Below are 16528 nucleotides of genomic sequence, written 5' to 3'. Positions count from 1 at the left end.
TCCTTCCCCGTGCCTACCGATCCCCGTGCCTACCGATGGACCGCGGTGAGGGCGACGGCCGGCCCCCAGGACACGACCGTCACCCCGTGCCGGAGGGCCTACACCTCCGGCATCAGCCCCGTCTGAATCAGCGGGTTCCCCCGCTGCCGCGACACGTAGATGCCCCGCCCCGCCGGCATCGGACGCATGCGGACGCCGCCGAGTACGTCGCCCTCCTGCGGGTCGCCGGAGAGCAGGACGCCCTGCGCGCCGAGCTCCATCATCCGCTGCATGAACGACTCGTACGCGGCCCGGCTCGCGCCCGCCGCGCTGCGGGCGATGATGAAGCGGACGCCCACGTCGCGGGCGAACGGCAGGAGCTCCGTCAGCTTCGACAGCGGGTTGCCGCTGGACGTGGACACCAGGTCGTAGTCGTCGACGACCACGTACACGGACGGGCCCTGCCACCAGCTGCGGTCCCGCAGCTGCTGGGCCGTGACCTCCGCCGACGGAGAGCGGCGCTGCATCAGGTCGGCCAGCGCGTCCACGTGGTGGTCCATGTTGTTCGACATGGGCACGTACTCCGCCAGGTGGCTCGCCGGAGTGACGTCGAGCAGCGCGCGCCGGTTGTCGATCACGAAGAACTTCGCGGAGTTCCCGTCGTACCGCTCCGTGATCTGCTTGATGAGCAGGCGCAGGAGGTTCGACTTGCCCGACTCGCTCTCGCCGAACACCAGGAAGAACGGGTCTCGGTCGAAGTTGACGAAGACCGGCTCCAGGTTGTTCTCGTCGATGGCGAACGCGACACCGCGCTGCGGCTCCGCGTGACCGGCGGGCAGGGCGTGCGCGTCGAGTTCGCGCGGCAGCAGCCGGACCTCCGGCGCGCCCGGCGCCGTCCAGTGGCGGGTGACCTCCTGCGTCATCGCCGCCGTCGCCTCGGACAGGTCGCTGTCGGAGTTGATGCCGTCGATGCGCGGGACGGCCGCCATGAAGTGCAGCTTCTCCGGCGTCAGACCACGGCCCGGAACACCCGTCGGCACGTTGGCCGCGATCTTGCGGTCCAGCTCGGAGTCCATCGTGTCGCCCAGCCGCAGCTCCAGGCGGTTCATCAGGTGGTCCTTGAGGTTGGCGCGGACCTCCATCGAGCGCGACGCCGTGATGATCACGTGGATGCCGTAACCGAGTCCGCGCGCGGCGATGTCGACGACGGCGGCCTCCAGACCCTCGTACTCGGTACGGAAGTTGCCCCAGCCGTCGATCATCAGGAAGACGTCGCCCCACGGCTGGTCCGTCACCGAGATGTCGCCACGGGCCCGGAGCCTGCGGTACGTCGAGATGGAGTCGATGCCCGAGCTGCGGAAGTACTCCTCGCGCCGGGCGAGGATGCCGTAGACCTCGGCGACCGTACGGCGCACCCGCTCGGGGTCGAGACGGGACGCCACGCCGCCGACGTGCGGCAGCCCCGCGACCGACGACATACCGCCACCACCGAAGTCGAGGCCGTAGAACTGCACCTCGTGCGGGGTGTGGGTCAGCGCGAAGGCCGAGATGATCGTCCGCAGCAGCGTCGACTTGCCGGACTGCGGACCGCCGACGATCTGCATGTGGCCCGCGGCGCCCGAGAAGTCCCGGTAGAGCGTGTCGCGGCGCTGCTCGTACGGCTTGTCCACCACACCCAGCGGTACGACGAGCCTGCCGGCCCCCTCGTACCCGGGCTGCGTCAGCCCGCGCCCCTCCACACCGGCGAGGCCGGGCAGGATCGCGTCGAGCGGCGGCGGGTTGTCCAGAGGCGGCAGCCACACCTGGTGCGCCTCGACACCGCGCCCCTCCAGCCGGCGCACGATCACGTCGAGCACCGAGTCGGCCAGCGCGTCGTCCTCCGGCGTCCGGGCCTCGGGAACCTGGCCCTGGGCGGTCGGTTCGAGGTAGCGCACCGGGACGTGGGCCGCGGTGAACGGAACCGGCCGGCGGTCCACGGGCAGCGGCCCGCCCGGCACGGCCGCGTGCTGTGTCGTCGTGCGGTACACACCGGAGACGTACGCGGCCTTGAAGCGCACCATCTCGTCGGTGCCGTACTTGAGGTACCCGGAGCCCGGGACGTTCGGCAGCGAGTAGGCGTCGGGCACACCGATCGCCGCGCGGGACTCGGCGGCGGAGAAGGTCCGCAGACCGATCCGGTACGAGAGGTACGTCTCCAGGCCGCGCAGCCGGCCCTCCTCCAGGCGCTGCGAGGCAAGCAGCAGATGCACACCGAGCGAACGGCCGATACGGCCGATCTGCACGAACATCTCGATGAAGTCCGGCATGGCCGTGAGGAGCTCGCTGAACTCGTCGATCACGAGCACGAGCGACGGGATGGGCTGGAGCGGGGCGCCCGCGGCGCGCGCCTTCTCGTAGTCGTGGATGTTCGCGTAGTTGCCCGCGTCGCGCAGCATCTCCTGGCGGCGGTTCAGCTCACCGCGGATGGAGTCGCCCATGCGGTCCACGAGCGTGAGGTCGTCCGCGAGGTTGGTGATCACCGCGGCGACGTGCGGCATCTGGGACATGCCGGCGAAGGTGGCACCGCCCTTGAAGTCCGCGAGGACGAAGTTCAGCGTCTCCGAGGAGTGCGTCACCGCGAGACCGAGGACCAGCGTGCGCAGCAGCTCCGACTTTCCGGAACCGGTGGCGCCGACGCACAGGCCGTGCGGACCCATGCCCTCCTGCGCCGCCTCCTTGAGGTCCAGCATCACCGGGATGCCGTCCTCGCCCACGCCGATCGGGACCCGCAGCCGCTCGGACTGGGACCGGGGGCGCCAGGTGCGGCTGACGTCGACCGAGGCCGCGTCGCCGAGGTTCAGCAGATCGGTGAAGTCGAGGTTGGCGAGCAGCGGCTCGTCGTCGTCCGAACCCGACCCGACCCGCAGCGGAGCGAGCTGGCGGGCGAGCGCCTCCGCCGCGTCGAGGCTCAGCCGGTCGGGGCTGCCGTCGTACACGAGCCCGTGACCGGACTCCAGCCGCAGCGAGTCGGGCTCCACGATCACGGACAGGTCGCCGCGGGCGCCGGTGACCCGGCCCTGCACGACCTCGATGATCGTCACGCCCTGGAGGCCCTCGGGCGTGGCGAGCGCCGAGGCCTGCGGGATCGACTGGCCGTCGAGCACCACGACCAGGTGCGGGTGATCGAGCAGCGGGTGGTTGACGCCCTGGAAACGGGGACGCCCCTCCAGGCGGGCGCCGAGCATGTCCTGCAGCTCACGCGCGTCCGTGGTGATCAGCCGCCGGCTGCCCGCGCCGTCGCCGGGCCCCGACGCCTGGACGTGCGGCAGCCACTTCGCCCACTCCCAGGCGGGCGCCGCGCCGTCGCCCGCGGCGATGGCGATGACCAGGTCCTCGGGGGAGTGCAGCGCCGCGAGTGAGCCGACCATGGCGCGCGTGGTGGAACGGGCGGAGTCCGCGTCCCCGCTCACGGTGAGGTGATAGAAGGCGCGCAGGGAGACGGCCATGGGAAGGCCGTCGAGCGTGCTGTGCGCGGTGAGGAACTGCTGCATCGCGCCGGCGGTCAGCGGCTCGAGCTCGTCCACGGGAGCGGTTTCGGGGGCGATCAGGGGCGTGGCGAGCTGCTGGCTGCCCAGACCGACGCGTACCTGCGCGAAGTCGTCGTCGCCGATGCGCCGTTCCCAGACCCGGCTGCCCTCGGCGACGAGCGCCCACAGCTGCTCGGGGGACGGGTGCAGGTAGAACTGCGCGTCACGCTGGAGGTGGGCGGTCCTGAGGACGGCGCGCCGTGTCTGGGTCAGGTACTTCAGATAGTCGCGCCGCAGATCGGCGAGCTGCCCCTGCGTACCGCGCCGGTAGCGGACCAGCATCGCGATGGCCATCGCGACCGTGGACGCGATCATCACCATGCCCATGATCCGCATGATCGGGTTCGGCGTCATGAAGAAGAAGACGACCGAACCACCCATGCCGAGCATCGGCAGGAGCTGCATCAGGGCGCCCTCCTGCTGCCCGCGGGGAAGCTCCGGCGGAGGTTGCAACTGCACCTGCTCGCCGGGCACTTCGGACGGCAGAGCCCGTGGTGGGCGCTTGACGACGATCTGACTCACAGCTCACCAATTTCCGTTGCCGGACGGAAAGTTCCTCTAGACGCCCCCGTGGCGACGGGATCCATCCGCGGGGAGGGATCCTACTTTGGTGTGGAGTCAGGGGTGGGCGGTAGGGTGGCCCGACATGTTTGCGCGCCCATGAACTATCGCAAAAAAACGGGTCATTCGGAGCGCATTGTCCGGAGCGTCCGGCGCACCGGGTGCGCGATGTCAGGCCGGCGCACCGGGTGCGCGATGTCAGGCCTGCCGGCCAGGATCACCACGAGGGGAAGCAGCAGGTGAGTATGACGGCCCCAGCCACGGCCAACGGAGCGGGCCAGTCGGCCCCCGCGACCGTGTTCCACGGTGGCACCGGCTTCTGCCGGGTCACGGTCGTCGCGCCCGACGGCCGCGTCGACGTCGCTCTGCCCGAGGACATCGCGGTCGCCGACCTCTACCCGGAGGTCCTCCGCCTCTCCGGTCAGACCCCCGCACCGGGCGCCCCGGTCGGCTACCACCTGGTGCGCCGGGACGGCACCGTCCTCGACGGCGGCCGCTCGCTCGCGGCCCAGCGCATCCTCGACGGTGAGCTGCTGTCGCTGCGGCCCTTCGCCGAGTCCCTGCCGCCGGCGGTCTTCGACGACGTCTCCGACGCCGTCGCCTCCGCCGTCGCCCGCGACCGCACGCTGTGGTCCGACGCGCTGATGCGCGGCGCGGGCCTCTTCGGCGGCTCGGTCCTGCTGCTCCTGCTCGCCTTCGTCCTGTGGACCGCCGACCCCCGGCACGACATGCACGGCCTTCCGGGCATCCTCGCCGCGGTCACCGCCGTCCTGCTCCTGGCGCTCGCCGGCGTCCGCGCCCGGGTGTACGACGACCGCGGCTCCGCCGTGGCCCTGGGCATGGGCGCGATGGCGAACGCCGCCGTCGCCGGTTCCGGTCTGCTGTCGCCGGCCGCGGGGCAGGGCAACGGCAAGCTCCAGTTCCTGCTCGCCTGCGCCGCCGTCCTCGTCTGTGCCGTGATCCTGACGATCGTCTCCCCGGGCGGCGACGGCCCCTTCGTCGCGTTCGTCTTCGCCTCTGCCGTCGGACTTCTGGTGACCTTCGTCGCCATCCTCACGCAGCTGGAGCCGGCCGAGACCGCCGCCGTCTGCGCGCCGCTCTCCGTCGGCGCCCTCGCCTTCCTGCCCGGCCTCTCCACCCGCTTCGCCCGCCTCCCGATCGGCTTCGAGCCGCCCAGGACCAGCGTCGGCGGTTACGGCTCCGAGCCCGAGCCCCAGGGCCCGGTGGACGCCGTCCGGATCGCCGCGCAGGCCCGCCGCGGCCACGAACTGCTCGTCGGCCTCGTCGGCGGCTGCGCCCTCGTCGCCGTGGCCGCCTCCGCCGTCCTGGGCTTCTCCGAGAACATCTGGGGCCAGCTGCTCGCGCTCGCCACCGGCATCGCCATGCTGATGCGCGCCCACCTCTTCCGCTACACCGCCCAGGTCGGCTGCGCCCTCGGCGCGGGCCTCGGCGCACTGGTCCTGCTCGGCCTCGGGCTCTCCCTCAACCCGCCCGTGGAGCTGATCATGGAGGCGGTCAAGGGCGACGGCACCGGCCTGGACATCCGTACGATCTGGCTCTCCGCCGCCATCGCCGGCGTCGCCGCGCTGATCACCGCCATCGGCCTGATCGTCCCGCGCAAGGGCGTCACGCCGTTCTGGGGCCGCTTCCTCGAAATCGCCGAGACGTTCGTCCTGCTCACGCTGCTGCCGCTCTGCCTGGCGGTCTTCGACGTCTACCACTCCATCCGGGCGCTGACGTCCTGAGCGTCCCGGGCGCCCTGGTACTGTGGGTGACGGCCGTTTGTGTACGCGCTCCCGGAAGCACCGGAATCCCCAGAATCTCTGGATGATCCGGATTCTCTGGGAGCTGCGCTCATCGGACCTTCGCCTCCGAGTCACGGAAGCTCCCCTGAGAACAAGACCAGGGGCACTCGTGGGCGCACGAACACCAAGAGGAGTACCGAGTGTCTCTCGACGCCGCTACGAAGAAGCAGATCATGGCCGAGTTCGGCACCAAGGAGGGCGACACCGGCTCCCCCGAGGTGCAGGTCGCGATGCTCTCCCGCCGCATCTCGGACCTGACCGAGCACCTCAAGCAGCACAAGCACGACCACCACTCCCGTCGTGGTCTGCTGATCCTGGTCGGCCAGCGTCGCCGCCTGCTGCAGTACCTGGCCAAGAAGGACATCCAGCGCTTCCGCGCCCTGGTCGACCGCCTCGGCATCCGCCGTGGCGCGGCCGGCGGTGCCAAGTAAGGACGCCGTGAAGGGAGCGGTTCCCACTTTTAGGGGGCCGCTCCCTTTGCTGTACGTGCGCAATGTGCCGACCGGCACTTAGTCTGGTCGCACAACGCCACATCACGAGCGAGAGGCCGCCGGCACGCCGCCGGTCCTCGGTAGTGGCCCCCGGACCCCACAATCCCCGGGTGCTTCGATCGAAGACCGGCCCGCATCCGAAGGCGCGCTTCTCCTCCATCACCGTCCCCGGCCACACGGGCCGACGGACGAAAAGACGAACACGTAGGAGAAACCGCTAGTGGAGAACGAGACCCACTACGCCGAGGCCGTCATCGACAACGGAACCTTCGGCACCCGCACCATCCGCTTCGAGACGGGCCGCCTGGCCAAGCAGGCCGCCGGCTCCGCCGTCGCGTACCTGGACGACGACACGATGGTCCTTTCCGCGACCACCGCGTCCAAGAAGCCCAAGGACCAGCTCGACTTCTTCCCCCTCACGGTGGACGTCGAGGAGCGGATGTACTCGGCCGGCAAGATCCCCGGCTCCTTCTTCCGCCGGGAGGGCCGGCCCTCCGAGGACGCCGTCCTCACCTGCCGCCTGATCGACCGCCCGCTGCGCCCCTCCTTCAAGAAGGGCCTGCGCAACGAGATCCAGATCGTCGAGACGATCATGGCGCTCAACCCCGACCACCTCTACGACGTGGTCGCGATCAACGCCGCCTCCTGCTCCACGCAGCTGGCCGGCCTGCCCTTCTCCGGCCCGATCGGCGGCACCCGTGTCGCCCTGATCAAGGGCCAGTGGGTCGCGTTCCCGACGCACACCGAGCTCGAGGACGCCGTCTTCGACATGGTCGTCGCCGGTCGCGTCCTGGAGGACGGCGACGTCGCGATCATGATGGTCGAGGCCGAGGCCACCGAGAAGACGATCGAGCTCGTCAAGGGCGGCGCCGAGGCGCCGACCGAGGAGATCGTCGCCGCCGGTCTCGAGGCCGCGAAGCCCTTCATCAAGGTCCTCTGCAAGGCCCAGTCGGACCTCGCCGCCAAGGCCGCCAAGCCCACCGGCGAGTTCCCGGTCTTCCTCGACTACCAGGACGACGTCCTGGAGGCGCTCACCGCCGCCGTCAAGAACGACCTCGCGCAGGCGCTCACCATCGCCGGCAAGCAGGAGCGCGAGGCCGAGCTCGACCGCGTCAAGGAGCTCGCCGCCGAGAAGCTTCTCCCGGCCTTCGAGGGCCGCGAGAAGGAGATCTCCGGTGCCTACCGTGCGCTGACCAAGAAGCTGGTCCGCGAGCGCATCATCAAGGACAAGGTCCGCATCGACGGCCGCGGGCTCACGGACATCCGTACGCTCGCCGCCGAGGTCGAGGCCATCCCGCGCGTGCACGGCTCGGCGCTCTTCGAGCGTGGCGAGACCCAGATCCTGGGCGTCACCACCCTCAACATGCTCCGTATGGAGCAGCAGCTGGACACCCTCTCCCCGGTGACCCGCAAGCGCTACATGCACAACTACAACTTCCCGCCGTACTCCGTCGGTGAGACCGGCCGCGTGGGCTCGCCCAAGCGCCGCGAGATCGGCCACGGCGCGCTCGCCGAGCGCGCCATCGTGCCGGTCCTTCCGACGCGCGAGGAGTTCCCGTACGCGATCCGTCAGGTGTCCGAGGCTCTCGGCTCCAACGGCTCGACGTCCATGGGTTCGGTCTGCGCCTCCACCATGTCGCTGATGAACGCCGGTGTGCCGCTGAAGGCCCCGGTCGCCGGCATCGCCATGGGTCTGATCTCCGAGGAGATCGACGGCAAGACCCACTACGTCGCCCTCACCGACATCCTCGGTGCGGAGGACGCCTTCGGCGACATGGACTTCAAGGTCGCCGGTACGAAGACCTTCGTCACCGCGCTCCAGCTCGACACCAAGCTCGACGGCATCCCTGCCTCGGTCCTGGCCGCCGCGCTGAAGCAGGCCCGTGACGCGCGTCTGCACATCCTCGACGTGATGAACGAGGCGATCGACGTTCCGGACGAGATGTCCCCGAACGCGCCGCGCATCATCACCGTCAAGATCCCGGTGGACAAGATCGGTGAGGTCATCGGCCCCAAGGGCAAGATGATCAACCAGATCCAGGAGGACACCGGCGCCGACATCACGATCGAGGACGACGGCACCATCTACATCGGTGCCCAGCAGGGCTCGCAGGCCGAGGCCGCCCGCGCCACGATCAACAGCATCGCCAACCCGACCATGCCGGAGGTCGGCGAGCGCTACCTGGGTACGGTCGTCAAGACCACCACCTTCGGTGCGTTCGTGTCCCTGCTCCCGGGCAAGGACGGCCTGCTGCACATCTCGCAGATCCGCAAGCTCGCCGGTGGCAAGCGCGTGGAGAACGTCGAGGACGTGCTCGCGGTCGGCTCCAAGGTCCAGGTCGAGATCGCCGAGATCGACCAGCGCGGCAAGCTCTCCCTGATCCCCGTGATCGCGGACGAGGACGCTGCCGCCGAGGGCGACAAGGACGACACCGACCAGTGACGTCCCGTAGTTCCCGTGTGACGGCCCGCCCCTCTTCGGAGGGGCGGGCCGTCGCCCGTACCCAAACGCTTCTCCCGGGCAAGGACGGCATCGGCACGGTCCGCCGCACCACCCTCCCCGGCGGCCTGCGGATCGTCACCGAGACCCTGCCCTCCGTGCGCTCCGCCACCTTTGGCATCTGGGCGCACGTCGGCTCCCGCGACGAGACGCCCACGCTCAACGGCGCCACGCACTACCTGGAGCACCTCCTCTTCAAGGGCACCAAGCAGCGCAGTGCCCTCGACATCTCCTCCGCGCTCGACGCGGTCGGCGGAGAGATGAACGCCTTCACGGCGAAGGAGTACACCTGCTACTACGCGCGGGTCCTCGACACCGACCTGCCGCTCGCGATCGACGTGGTCTGCGACATGCTGACCGGCTCGCTGATCCTCGAGGAGGACGTGGACGCCGAGCGCGGTGTCATCCTCGAAGAGATCGCGATGACCGAGGACGACCCGGGCGACGTCGTGCACGACCTGTTCGCGCACACCATGTTCGGCGACACCCCGCTGGGCCGCCCGGTCCTCGGCACGGTCGACACCATCAACGCCCTCGACCGCGGCCGGATCGCCCGCTTCTACAAGAAGCACTACGACCCGACCCACCTGGTCGTCGCCGCCGCGGGCAACATCGACCACGCGACGGTCGTACGCCAGGTCCGCCGCGCCTTCGACAAGGCAGGCGCCCTCTCCCGTACGGACGCCGTCCCCGTCGCCCCGCGCGACGGCAGCCGCACGATCCGCACCGCCGGCGCCGTCGAGATACTGGGCCGCAAGACCGAGCAGGCCCACGTGGTCCTCGGCATGCCGGGCCTGGCCCGCACCGACGAGCGCCGCTGGGCCCTCGGGGTGCTGAACACGGCCCTCGGCGGCGGCATGTCCTCCCGCCTCTTCCAGGAGGTCCGCGAGAAGCGCGGCCTGGCCTACAGCGTGTACTCGTACACCTCCGGCTTCGCCGACTGCGGCCTCTTCGGGGTGTACGCGGGCTGCCGCCCCAGCCAGGTCCACGACGTGCTGAAGCTCTGCCGCGACGAGCTCGACAAGGTGGCCACCGACGGCCTGACCGACGACGAGATCGCCCGCGCCATCGGCCAGCTCTCCGGCTCCACCGTCCTCGGCCTGGAGGACACCGGCGCGCTGATGAACCGCATCGGCAAGAGCGAGCTGTGCTGGGGCACCCAGATGTCGGTCGACGACATGCTCGCGCGGATCGCCGCCGTCACCCCGGACGACGTCCGCGAGGTCGCCCGTGATGTGCTCGGACAGCGCCCCTCGCTGTCCGCGATAGGACCGCTGAAGGACAAGCAGGCGGCACGCCTGCACGAATCCGTCGCCTAGAGAGAGTTCACAGAGCTATGAGCAAGCTGCGCGTGGCGGTCCTCGGAGCCCAGGGCCGTATCGGCTCCGAGGCGGTACGGGCCGTCGAGGCCGCCGAGGACATGGAACTGGTCGCGGCGCTCGGCCGCGGCGACAAGCTGGAGACGCTCACCGACGCGGGCGCCCAGGTCGCGGTCGAACTGACCACCCCGGCCTCCGTGATGGACAACCTCGACTTCTGCGTACGTCACGGCATCCACGCGGTCGTCGGCACCACCGGCTGGAACGAGGAGCGCCTCGCGCGGCTGAACACCTGGCTCGCCGCCTCTCCGGAGACCGGCGTCCTGATCGCCCCGAACTTCTCCATCGGCGCCGTGCTGACCATGAAGTTCGCCCAGATCGCGGCCCCGTACTTCGAGTCCGTCGAGGTCGTCGAGCTGCACCACCCGCACAAGGTCGACGCGCCCAGCGGCACCGCCACGCGCACTGCCCAGCTGATCGCCGCGGCCCGCGCCGAGGCCGGCCTCGGCGCCCAGCCGGACAACACCGCCCACGGCATCGAGGGCGCCCGCGGCGCGGACGTGGACGGTGTCCGGGTCCACGCCGTACGCCTTGCGGGTCTCCTGGCCCACCAGGAGGTGCTGCTCGGCGGCGAGGGCGAGACCCTGACGATCCGTCACGACTCGCTGCACCACTCCAGCTTCATGCCGGGCATCCTCCTGGGCGCCCGCCGTGTCGTCACGACCCCGGGCCTCACCTTCGGCCTGGAGCACTTCATGGACCTGGGCTGAGGTCATGGGCGGAAAGATCACGTACGTCTTCCTCGCCACCGTCCTCGTCCTCGTCTTCGGCGTGGTGGCCATGGAGGGCGCGCTGCTCCTGCTGACCGGCGAACCGGTCGCCATGGGCATGGGCGCGGTGGCCTTCCTGCTGCCTTGCGTGGGCGGCTGGTTCCTCTGGAAGAACACCGCCTTCGCGCGGAACGCGCAGCGGCTCGCCCGCGAGCTGGAGGCCGAAGGCGGCCTGCCGGTGGACGAGTTGAAGCGCACCGCCGGCGGCCGGATCGACCGGGAGTCGGCCGACGAGGTGTTCGCCAGGCGGCGCGCCGAGACGGAGGACTCCCCGGACGACTGGCGCTGCTGGTTCCGGCTCGCGGTCGCCTATCACGACGCCCGCGACACCCCGCGCGCCCGCAAGGCGATGCAGCGCGCGATCGCCCTGCGCGCGGGGCGCACGGTCAGCGTGTGACAGCGCCGCACGGTCAGTGCGTGACAGCCGAGCCGTACTCGGCGTTCCACGCCTCGACCGTGTCGGCCGCGCGGTCGAACGCCTCGACGCGGGAGAGGAAGTCGGCGTTGTGGTCGGTGAGCAGGGAGATCTGCTCACCACCCTGCCGTACGAGAATCAGCGCCTGACCCTGCACCGTGCGGGGGAGCCCCAGCCACCGCACGGGCTGCTGCACCGTGCGCACCTGCGTCACCCGGGTCCACGCCACGGTCGTGGTGGAGAGGAAGCCGACCCGGCGCACGCCCTGACGGCTCACCCAGGTGCCCACCCGCAGCATCCGCAGCGCGGCGACGATGATCAGGGCGGCCAGACCGAACGTGAGGACGGCACCGCCCATCGCCCCGGCGACGGAGATGATCACCGCGGCGAACAGCACGAACGACGCGAGCAGCAGGGCGAGCGCCGCCGCCCCCACGCGCCAGGGACCGGGCCGGTAGGGGCGACGCCACTGGTCGTGGTCGTCGAACGGAAGCGCGACGTCGTCGGTCGCGTCATAGGCGCGGTCGGCCGTCAGAAAGGGCAGGGGCACGACTGATCCTCACTCACAAGCACGCTCGAAGGGGGCTGTGCCCGGTGAGGCTACCCAGGCGGTCTCGACCGGGCCACCTCAGGGGGCCGTACTGCTCAGCGGCCGTCCGAGGCTTCGGACTGCTGCCGGTGACCCTCGGCCGCACCCGACTGCATGGACGGCATTCCGAAGAGCAGCGACCCGACGAGACCGGCCACGACGGTCAGCCCGATCAGCGTACGGCCCGCGAGCTGGGAGGCACTGAGGCGCTCCCTGGGCGGCGGAGTGACGTTACTGCGGAAGCTGTCCGCCTCAGCGACGAACGTGAACGGGACAGCCTCTCGCCGGCCGGACATGGGGCCACTCTCCTCGGAGCTCTGTGGGGTGCGGTGTCACAGGTACAGACGAGCGAAGTCACCATTCGGTGCCCGATTTCCCCGAATTGGCCAAAGAATGTGGTCCGGGTGGGTGTGGGGACCTGTTGTCAGTGGCTCCCCGTAGAGTGGGCGCCGCCCGAGCGACGCACTTTGGAAGGACCCCGCCGGTGAGCGACACCCCCGCAGCAGATCTCAAGCCCAGCTTCCGCAGCGATGTGACCGTCGAGCTGGTGAAGCACAGCGCCGCCGACTCGGACGTGCTGTGGGCGGCCCGCGTCTCCACCGCGGGGGAGCAGTCACTCGAAGAGCTGCAGAAGGACCCCGAGCGGTCCAAGGGGCTCATCAACTACCTGATGCGGGACCGGCACGGCAGCCCGTTCGAGCACAACTCGATGACCTTCTTCATCAGCGCCCCGATCTTCGTGTTCCGCGAGTTCATGCGCCACCGCGTCGGCTGGTCGTACAACGAGGAGTCGGGCCGCTACAGGGAGCTGGAGCCGGTCTTCTACGTCCCGGACGCCTCCCGGAAGCTCGTCCAGGAGGGCCGCCCCGGCAAGTACGTCTTCGTCGAGGGCACCAAGGCCCAGCAGGAGCTGACCGGCCGCGTCATGGAGGACTCGTACATTCAGGCGTACGCGGCGTACCAGGAGATGCTCGCGGCGGGTGTGGCCCGCGAGGTCGCCCGCTCGGTCCTGCCCGTCGGTCTTTTCTCCTCGATGTACGCCACGTGCAACGCGCGCTCGCTGATGCACTTCCTCGGCCTGCGCACCCAGCACGAGCTGGCCAGGGTGCCGTCCTTCCCGCAGCGGGAGATCGAGATGGTCGGCGAGAAGATGGAGCAGCACTGGGCCCAGCTCATGCCGCTGACCTATGACGCGTTCAACAAGAACGGCCGTGTGGCCCCATAAAGCACATACGTACGACCACGTCACGCGAAGTGTCCGTATTGCGACGTTTCACGAAGTTCATCTAGGCTGATCAAACGGACCCGGCACTGCTTGAACCCCCGAGCAGGCAGTGCCGGGCTCCCTTTCACACGTCCCCCGAGGGGACACCGGGCGATGAGCAGCGAGTAGCGTGTTACCCATGGCTCCGATCTCCACTCCGCAGACCCCCTTCGGGCGGGTCCTCACCGCCATGGTCACGCCCTTCACGGCTGACGGCGCACTCGACCTCGACGGTGCCCAGCGACTCGCCGCCCATCTGGTGGACGCGGGCAACGACGGCCTCGTCATCAACGGCACCACCGGCGAGTCCCCGACCACCAGCGACGCGGAGAAATCGGAGCTGGTACGGGCGGTACTGGAAGCGGTCGGCGACCGCGCCCACGTCGTCGCCGGCATCGGCACCAACGACACCCACCACTCCATCGAGCTGGCCCGCACCGCCGAGCGCGACGGCGCGCACGGCCTGCTCGCCGTCACGCCGTACTACAACAAGCCCCCGCAGGAGGGCCTGTACCGGCACTTCTCGGCCATCGCCGACGCCACCGGCCTCCCAGTGATGCTCTACGACATCCCCGGCCGCAGCGGCGTCCCCATCGACACCGAGACGATCGTCCGGCTCGCCGAGCACCCCCGGATCGTCGCCAACAAGGACGCCAAGGGCGACCTCGGCCGCGCCAGCTGGGCCATCGCCCGATCGGGCCTGGCCTGGTACTCCGGCGACGACATGCTCAACCTGCCGCTGCTCTCCGTGGGCGCCTGCGGCTTCGTCTCCGTCGTCAGCCACGTCGTCACGCCGGAGCTCCGGGCCCTTCTCGACGCCCACCTGAACGGCGAGGTCCAGAAGGCCACCGAGATCCACCAGCGGCTCCTGCCGATCTACACCGGTATGTTCCGCACCCAGGGCGTCATGACCACCAAGGCCGCCCTCGCCCTCCAGGGCCTCCCGGCCGGCCCCCTGCGTCTGCCCCTCGTCGAGCTGTCGCCCGAGGAGACGGCCCAGCTCAAGATCGATCTGGCCGCCGGCGGGGTAGAGCTCTGACTACAGACTTCACAACTGAATATCCGATCGGCGAACGATCGACTGACAACAGCAAGTGCACGAATGTCATGCGCGCCACGTGCCCAAGCGGTACGTGGCGCGTGTGGTGAGGAGAGTCTTTTGAGTCATCCGCATCCTGAACTCGGCGCCCCGCCGAAGCTGCCCAAGGGCGGCCTCCGCGTCACCCCGCTCGGCGGGCTCGGCGAGATCGGCCGCAACATGACGGTCTTCGAGTTCGACGGCCGGCTGCTGATCGTCGACTGTGGCGTCCTCTTCCCCGAGGAGGAGCAGCCGGGCATCGACCTGATCCTGCCCGACTTCACCACCATCAGGGACCGCCTCGATCAGGTCGAGGGCATCGTGCTCACGCACGGCCACGAAGACCACATCGGCGCCGTCCCGTACCTCCTCCGGCTCAAGCCGGACATCCCGCTCATCGGCTCCAAGCTGACCCTCGCCCTGATCGAGGCCAAGCTCCAGGAGCACCGCATCCGCCCCTACACCCTCGAGGTGACGGAGGGCGACCGGGAGAACCTGGGCCCGTTCGACTGCGAGTTCATCGCGGTCAACCACTCCATCCCCGACGCGCTGGCCGTCGCCATCCGCACCCCCGCGGGCATGGCGGTCGCCACCGGCGACTTCAAGATGGACCAGCTCCCGATGGACGGCCGGCTCACCGACCTGCACGCGTTCGCGCGGCTCAGCGAGGAGGGCATCGACCTCCTGCTGTCCGACTCGACGAACGCCGAGGTCCCGGGCTTCGTCCCGCCGGAGAAGGACATCTCCAACGTCCTGCGGAACGTCTTCGCGAACGCCCAGAAGCGCATCATCGTGGCCAGCTTCGCCAGCCACGTGCACCGCATCCAGCAGATCCTCGACGCGGCGCACGAGTACGGCCGCCGCGTGGCCTTCGTCGGCCGCTCGATGGTCCGCAACATGGGCATCGCCCGTGACCTGGGCTACCTCCGCGTCCCGGCCGGCCTGGTCGTCGATGTGAAGACGCTGGACGACCTGCCGGACGACGAGGTCGTGCTGGTCTGTACGGGCTCGCAGGGCGAGCCGATGGCGGCCCTGTCCCGGATGGCCAACCGCGATCACCAGATCCGGATCGTCCAGGGCGACACCGTGATCCTGGCGTCGTCGCTCATCCCGGGCAACGAGAACGCGGTCTACCGCGTGATCAACGGCCTGACCCGCTGGGGTGCCAACGTCATCCACAAGGGCAACGCCAAGGTCCACGTCTCGGGCCACGCCTCGGCCGGCGAGCTGCTGTACTTCTACAACATCTGCAAGCCGAAGAACCTGATGCCGGTCCACGGCGAATGGCGCCACCTGCGCGCCAACGCCGAGCTCGGCGCGATGACGGGTGTCCCCAAGGACCACATCGTCATCGCCGAGGACGGCGTCGTCGTCGACCTGATCGACGGCAAGGCGAGGATCGTCGGCAAGGTCCAGGCCGGTTACGTGTACGTCGACGGCCTCTCGGTCGGCGACGTGACCGAAGTCCACCTCAAGGACCGCCGCATCCTCGGCGACGAGGGCATCATCTCGGTCTTCGTGGTCGTGGACGCCTCGACCGGCAAGATCGTCAGCGGTCCGAACATCCACGCCCGGGGCTCCGGCATCGAGGACTCGGCGTTCGACACCGTGATCCCGAAGGTCGAGCAGGCCCTGAACAAGTCCTTCCAGGACGGCGTGGTCGAACCCCACCAGCTCCAGCAGCTGATCCGCCGTTCGGTCGGCAAGTGGGTCTCGGACACCTACCGCCGGCGCCCGATGATCCTCCCGGTGGTCGTGGAGGTCTGACCAGCGTCAACTGCGAGCGGGGCGCCTCGATTTGCATCGGGGCGCCCCGCTCCAGTACGTTTACGGCTCCGCCAACGAGGGAAGCCCGGCACGTTCGTGTGCCTGAACAGCTGACCGGACGGGGGCGGGAAATCCGACTCAGAACTTCTGATAAAGTCGGATCAACGCCGGAAAGCGGATCGGGAAACAAAAACCCGAGAAGCCGGAAAGCACCGAGGAAATCGGATCGGAAAGATCTGATAGAGTCGGAAACGCAAGACCGAAGGGAAAAGCCCGGAGGAAAGCCCGAGAGGGTGAGTACGAAGGAAGCGTCCGTTCCTTGAGAACTCAACAGCGTGCCAAAAATCAACGCCAGATTAGTTGA

The 16528-nt window shown here is 69.6% G+C and carries 12 protein-coding genes; 9 read left to right on the top strand and 3 right to left on the bottom strand.

The window, feature by feature from the left end; translation table 11 throughout:
• Positions 1 to 98: 98 nt before the first annotated feature.
• Positions 99 to 4067, bottom strand: a complete 3969-nt coding sequence (eccCa, locus tag ACZ4VI_RS24190; protein ID WP_468002310.1) for a type VII secretion protein EccCa — start codon at positions 4065 to 4067, stop codon at positions 99 to 101.
• A 284-nt stretch (positions 4068 to 4351) separates the two neighbouring features.
• Between eccCa and eccD the strand changes: the two genes are divergently transcribed.
• The 6 genes from eccD (at position 4352) to ACZ4VI_RS24160 (ending at position 11448) form a co-directional block, all read left to right on the top strand.
• On the top strand, positions 4352 to 5851 hold the full coding sequence (gene eccD / locus ACZ4VI_RS24185; protein ID WP_468002308.1) for a type VII secretion integral membrane protein EccD: 1500 nt from the start codon (positions 4352 to 4354) through the stop codon (positions 5849 to 5851).
• Positions 5852 to 6051: 200 nt separating this feature from the next.
• A complete protein-coding gene (rpsO, locus tag ACZ4VI_RS24180; RefSeq protein ID WP_158991116.1) occupies positions 6052 to 6342 on the top strand; it encodes a 30S ribosomal protein S15 in 291 nt (96 codons plus the stop codon).
• 280 nt (positions 6343 to 6622) lie between these two features.
• A complete protein-coding gene (locus ACZ4VI_RS24175; protein ID WP_468002306.1) occupies positions 6623 to 8845 on the top strand; it encodes a polyribonucleotide nucleotidyltransferase in 2223 nt (740 codons plus the stop codon).
• Positions 8842 to 10221 (top strand): M16 family metallopeptidase, encoded by a 1380-nt coding sequence (locus ACZ4VI_RS24170; RefSeq protein ID WP_468002304.1) that lies wholly within the window; start codon positions 8842 to 8844, stop codon positions 10219 to 10221. Before ACZ4VI_RS24175 ends, ACZ4VI_RS24170 begins: the two co-directional genes overlap by 4 nt.
• 17 nt (positions 10222 to 10238) lie before the next feature.
• On the top strand, positions 10239 to 10991 hold the full coding sequence (dapB, locus tag ACZ4VI_RS24165; protein ID WP_468002302.1) for a 4-hydroxy-tetrahydrodipicolinate reductase: 753 nt from the start codon (positions 10239 to 10241) through the stop codon (positions 10989 to 10991).
• Positions 10992 to 10995: 4 nt separating this feature from the next.
• Positions 10996 to 11448, top strand: a complete 453-nt coding sequence (locus ACZ4VI_RS24160) for a hypothetical protein (RefSeq protein WP_468002301.1) — start codon at positions 10996 to 10998, stop codon at positions 11446 to 11448.
• Between the two features lie 13 nt (positions 11449 to 11461).
• Here ACZ4VI_RS24160 and ACZ4VI_RS24155 read toward each other — a convergent pair whose 3' ends face one another.
• Together ACZ4VI_RS24155 and ACZ4VI_RS24150 are read right to left on the bottom strand one after the other, a co-directional pair.
• On the bottom strand, positions 11462 to 12016 hold the full coding sequence (locus tag ACZ4VI_RS24155; protein ID WP_468002299.1) for a hypothetical protein: 555 nt from the start codon (positions 12014 to 12016) through the stop codon (positions 11462 to 11464).
• Positions 12017 to 12111: 95 nt separating this feature from the next.
• Entirely contained in the window at positions 12112 to 12351 is a 240-nt protein-coding gene (locus ACZ4VI_RS24150) for a hypothetical protein (protein ID WP_468002297.1), read from the bottom strand.
• Between the two features lie 188 nt (positions 12352 to 12539).
• Here ACZ4VI_RS24150 and thyX point away from each other — a divergent pair, with 188 nt between their 5' ends.
• The 3 genes from thyX to ACZ4VI_RS24135 all read left to right on the top strand — a co-directional run bounded on the left by thyX (position 12540) and on the right by ACZ4VI_RS24135 (position 16164).
• Entirely contained in the window at positions 12540 to 13280 is a 741-nt protein-coding gene (gene thyX, locus ACZ4VI_RS24145) for an FAD-dependent thymidylate synthase (protein ID WP_468002295.1), read from the top strand.
• A gap of 178 nt (positions 13281 to 13458) precedes the next feature.
• Entirely contained in the window at positions 13459 to 14358 is a 900-nt protein-coding gene (gene dapA, locus ACZ4VI_RS24140) for a 4-hydroxy-tetrahydrodipicolinate synthase (RefSeq protein WP_468002293.1), read from the top strand.
• 120 nt (positions 14359 to 14478) lie between these two features.
• Positions 14479 to 16164: a ribonuclease J gene (locus tag ACZ4VI_RS24135; RefSeq protein WP_468002291.1), complete on the top strand. Its 1686-nt coding sequence runs from the start codon at positions 14479 to 14481 to the stop codon at positions 16162 to 16164.
• Positions 16165 to 16528: the final 364 nt, after the last annotated feature.

It is taken from the genome of Streptomyces sp. NPDC029169 (assembly GCF_055563935.1).
This window is presented reverse-complemented; position numbering and strand designations above follow the sequence as displayed.

What these genes read in the sequence shown, in the direction of transcription:
- ACZ4VI_RS24150 (WP_468002297.1), bottom strand. Translation starts at nt 12,351, where the DNA reads ATGTCCGGCCGGCGAGAGGCTGTCCCGTTCACGTTCGTCGCTGAGGCG.
- dapA (WP_468002293.1), top strand. Translation starts at nt 13,459, where the DNA reads ATGGCTCCGATCTCCACTCCGCAGACCCCCTTCGGGCGGGTCCTCACC.
- ACZ4VI_RS24160 (WP_468002301.1), top strand. Translation starts at nt 10,996, where the DNA reads ATGGGCGGAAAGATCACGTACGTCTTCCTCGCCACCGTCCTCGTCCTC.
- eccD (WP_468002308.1), top strand. Translation starts at nt 4,352, where the DNA reads ATGACGGCCCCAGCCACGGCCAACGGAGCGGGCCAGTCGGCCCCCGCG.
- dapB (WP_468002302.1), top strand. Translation starts at nt 10,239, where the DNA reads ATGAGCAAGCTGCGCGTGGCGGTCCTCGGAGCCCAGGGCCGTATCGGC.